Genomic DNA, 3,891 nt, shown 5'->3' on the forward strand with positions numbered 1-3,891 from the left:
ATCAAACGTTTGTTTAAATAAATTTCTTAATTTAAACAAACGTTTGATTAACTCAGAAAAAACACCCAAATATGGGTGCTTTCTCTGTTTAATCTTTACTATTTGAGAGCTGTTTTGTCTAGTTTCAACGGCTAGAACAGTCAGTCGTTTCGCCTCCTCTAACGAAGCAAAAAGTGCTTCTCTGTCGAACGCTCCAACGCCTTCCTGCTCTCGCTTTGTTTTATTATCGCTTGTTAATCTCTTCAAGTAAGATTTTGTTAACAAGTGGTGGGTTAGCTTGTCCTTTTGTTGCCTTCATAATTTGACCAACTAAGAAGCCAATTGCACGGTCTTTACCGTTTTTGAAATCTTCAATAGATTGCTCATTATTATCAAGAATTTCTGTTACAACCTTACGAAGTGTTCCTTCGTCAGAAATTTGAACAAGACCTTTCGCTTTAACGATTTCTTCTGGGTCTCCACCTTTTTCAATTAATTCATTAAATACTTTCTTCGCGATTTTAGAAGAAATTGTACCTTTTTCAATCAATTGAACCATTTTAGATAAACCAGCAGGCGTTAATGCAACGTCTTTTAATTCTTTTTGTTGTTTGTTTAAGTATGCAAGTACTTCACCCATTAACCAGTTTGATGTTAATTTCGCATCAGCACCGTCTGCAACAGTTGCTTCAAAGAAATCAGACATCTCTTTCGTTAATGTTAATACGTGTGCATCATAAGCAGGTAAGCCCATCTCTTCAACATAGCGAACTTTACGTGCATCTGGAAGTTCTGGAATAGAAGCGCGTACTTCTTCTTTCCACTCATCGTCGATGTAAAGCTCAACTAAATCTGGCTCTGGGAAGTAACGGTAATCGTCAGATCCTTCTTTAACACGCATTAAGATTGTTTTCTTCGTTGCTTCATCGTAACGACGTGTTTCTTGCTGAATAATACCACCAGATAGTAGTTCTTTTTCTTGACGAGCTTGTTCAAACTCAAGACCCTTTTGTACATAAGTGAAAGAGTTTAAATTTTTCAGTTCTGCTTTTGTACCGAATTTCTCTTGTCCAACTGGACGAAGTGAAATATTCGCATCACAACGAAGAGAACCTTCTTCCATCTTACAATCAGATACGCCTGTATATTGAATGATTGATTTTAACTTCTCTAAGTATGCGTATGCTTCTTCTGGAGTACGCATATCTGGCTCAGACACGATCTCGATTAAAGGCATACCTTGACGGTTGTAGTCTACTAATGAGTATCCTTCACTTGTATGTGTTGATTTACCAGCATCTTCTTCTAAATGAAGACGTGTAATACCGATACGTTTCTTTTTACCGTCTACTTCGATTTCAATCCAACCATTTTCTCCAATTGGCTTATCAAATTGAGAGATTTGGTAAGCTTTCGGATTATCTGGGTAGAAATAGTTTTTACGGTCAAACTTCGTTTCCGTTGCGATTTCACAGTTTAATGCCATTGCAGCTTTCATTGCAAAGTTAACTGCTTCTTTATTTAAAGTTGGAAGTACCCCTGGATATCCTAAGTCAATTACACTCGTTTGTGTATTTGGCTCCGCTCCGAATTCTGTTGGACTCGCAGAGAAAATTTTCGAATTTGTTTTTAACTCAACGTGAACCTCTAAACCAATAATTGTTTCTAAATTCATCTATGCTCGCCTCCTTACAGACTTGCTTTTTTTGTATGATAGTCTGTTGCTTGCTCAAACGCATGTGCAACGCGGTAAATTGTCGCTTCATCGAAGTGTTTACCAATGATTTGTAAACCAAGTGGCATGTTGTTAGCACCGAATCCACATGGAACTGAAATCGCTGGAACACCTGCTAAGTTTACTGGGATTGTTAAAATGTCATTTGCATACATTGTCATTGGATCGTCCACTTTTTCGCCCACTTTAAATGCTGGAGTTGGCGTTGTTGGCCCAATAATAACATCGTAGTTAGCAAATACATTTTCAAAGTCGTTTTTAATTAATGTACGTACTTGTTGTGCTTTTTTGTAATATGCATCATAGTAACCAGAGCTAAGAGCAAATGTACCAAGCATAATACGACGTTTTACTTCATCACCGAAACCTTCGCTACGCGTGTTTTTGTAAAGATCTAATAAATTATTTACGTTATCAGAACGAACACCGTAACGTACGCCATCGAAGCGTGAAAGGTTAGCAGATGCTTCAGAAGAAGATAATAAGTAATACGTTGCTAGAGCGTATTTAGAGTGCGGAAGAGATACTTCCTCCCAAGTTGCGCCCATACCTTCTAATACTTTTAAAGCAGCTAGTACTGACTCACGAGCTTCTTCGCCAACACCTTCGCCTAAGTATTCTTTCGGTACAGCAATGCGTAAACCTTTAACGTCGCCTGTTAAACCAGCTAAATAGTTACCTACTTCAACATTTGCAGAAGTTGCATCCATACGGTCAATACCTGAAATAGCTTGTAATAAGTATGCATTATCTTCTACTGTACGTGTAATCGGTCCGATTTGGTCAAGTGAAGATGCGAATGCAACTAAACCATAACGAGATACGCGTCCGTAAGTTGGTTTTAAACCTACAACACCGCAATATGCAGCTGGCTGACGGATAGAACCACCCGTATCAGAACCTAGAGAGAATAATACTTCTCCTGCTGCTACAGCTGCTGCAGAACCACCACTAGATCCGCCTGGAACATAGTCTAAGTTCCATGGATTTTTCGTAGCATAGAAACCAGAGTTTTCATTTGAAGAACCCATTGCGAACTCGTCCATATTTAATTTACCGATTGTAATTGTGTCAGCAGCTTTTAACTTTTGCACAACTGTCGCATCATAAACTGGATCGAAGTTTGCTAATATTTTACTCGCACAAGTTGTACGAAGACCGTTTGTTACAATGTTATCTTTTACACCGATTGGCATACCGAATAATAGACCATTATCCTCAGCGCCAATCTTTGCATCTAATTCTTTCGCTTTCGCGCGTGCATTTTCTTCATCTAATGTAAGAAAAGCCTTTACGTTATCTTCAACATCCGCAATACGTTTGTAAGATTCTTCTACTAAATCCGTAACGGAAATTTCTTTGTTGTTTAATTTCTTATGTAACTCTGATACAGAATGATCAAATAATGACATCGAAATTCCCCTCCTCTATTCTAATACTGCTGGAACACGGATTTGATTATCTTTGTGATCCGGTGCATTTTTTAATACTTCTTCTACTGGTAAACCTTTTTCTGGTACATCTTCACGCATAACGTTTTTCATAGTTAATACGTGAGTTGTTGGTTTTACATCTGTTGTATCTAATTCATTTAACTGTTCTGCAAATGTAACAATTGCATCGAGTTGTTTTTGAAATTTTTCTGCCTCTTGATCAGTAATTGCAAGACGTGCTAAATGTGCTACGTGCTTTACATTCTCAACGGAAATTCTTGACACGGCTAGGCCACCTCCATAATATATCGTTCAATCTACAATACTATTGATGATACCAAATTTTCAGTACTTCAAGCAAGTCAACACATGGCACTTACAGCATTTTTACAAAAAAAAAGAAAGGCTTCTGCCTTTCCTCTCAATTTATTCTTTATCTAGCGGTTCTTGTTTCGGTAAACGCTCGTTATCTTCTTCATTATCACGAATTGTTTTTTGCAGTACAAAACAGGACATTGTTAAAAATAATGTACCTATTAAATAATATCCTTTTACGCTAAGTGTTTCATCTAATGTATAAATACCAATTAACATACCAGAAAGCGCACAAACAAATGAAGTCCATGCTAAAAATGTAAACGCTTGGGTATTTCTTCTCCTCATGGTTCTCCCCCTTGCAGCTGTACATCCATAATAGATAAGTATATTACTATGATGGATTTTTATGTTATATAAATCCATTTT

Annotated in this window: 5 protein-coding genes; all 5 read right to left on the reverse strand. The window is 37.3% G+C overall.

The window, feature by feature from the left end; all coding sequences use genetic code 11:
- A partial coding sequence (locus tag V7183_RS21300; protein WP_335360753.1) for a hypothetical protein occupies positions 1-246 on the reverse strand: 246 nt, incomplete at its 3' end.
- Positions 224-1,654, reverse strand: a complete 1,431-nt coding sequence (gatB, locus tag V7183_RS21305) for an Asp-tRNA(Asn)/Glu-tRNA(Gln) amidotransferase subunit GatB (RefSeq protein WP_097899316.1) — start codon at positions 1,652-1,654, stop codon at positions 224-226. The genes gatB and V7183_RS21300, both read right to left, overlap by 23 nt.
- A gap of 14 nt (positions 1,655-1,668) precedes the next feature.
- Positions 1,669-3,126, reverse strand: coding sequence for an Asp-tRNA(Asn)/Glu-tRNA(Gln) amidotransferase subunit GatA (gene gatA / locus V7183_RS21310; protein ID WP_335360754.1), 1,458 nt, complete (start codon positions 3,124-3,126; stop codon positions 1,669-1,671).
- 15 nt (positions 3,127-3,141) lie between these two features.
- The gene (gene gatC, locus V7183_RS21315) at positions 3,142-3,432 is read right to left on the reverse strand and encodes an Asp-tRNA(Asn)/Glu-tRNA(Gln) amidotransferase subunit GatC (RefSeq protein ID WP_000086999.1); all 291 of its coding nucleotides are present in this window, start codon (positions 3,430-3,432) and stop codon (positions 3,142-3,144) included.
- A 141-nt stretch (positions 3,433-3,573) separates the two neighbouring features.
- Entirely contained in the window at positions 3,574-3,810 is a 237-nt protein-coding gene (locus V7183_RS21320) for a YiaA/YiaB family inner membrane protein (protein ID WP_097899314.1), read from the reverse strand.
- Between the last annotated feature and the right edge of the window lie 81 nt (positions 3,811-3,891).

The sequence above is a fragment of the Bacillus sp. JJ1127 genome, assembly GCF_036965845.1.
GTDB lineage: Bacteria > Bacillota > Bacilli > Bacillales > Bacillaceae_G > Bacillus_A.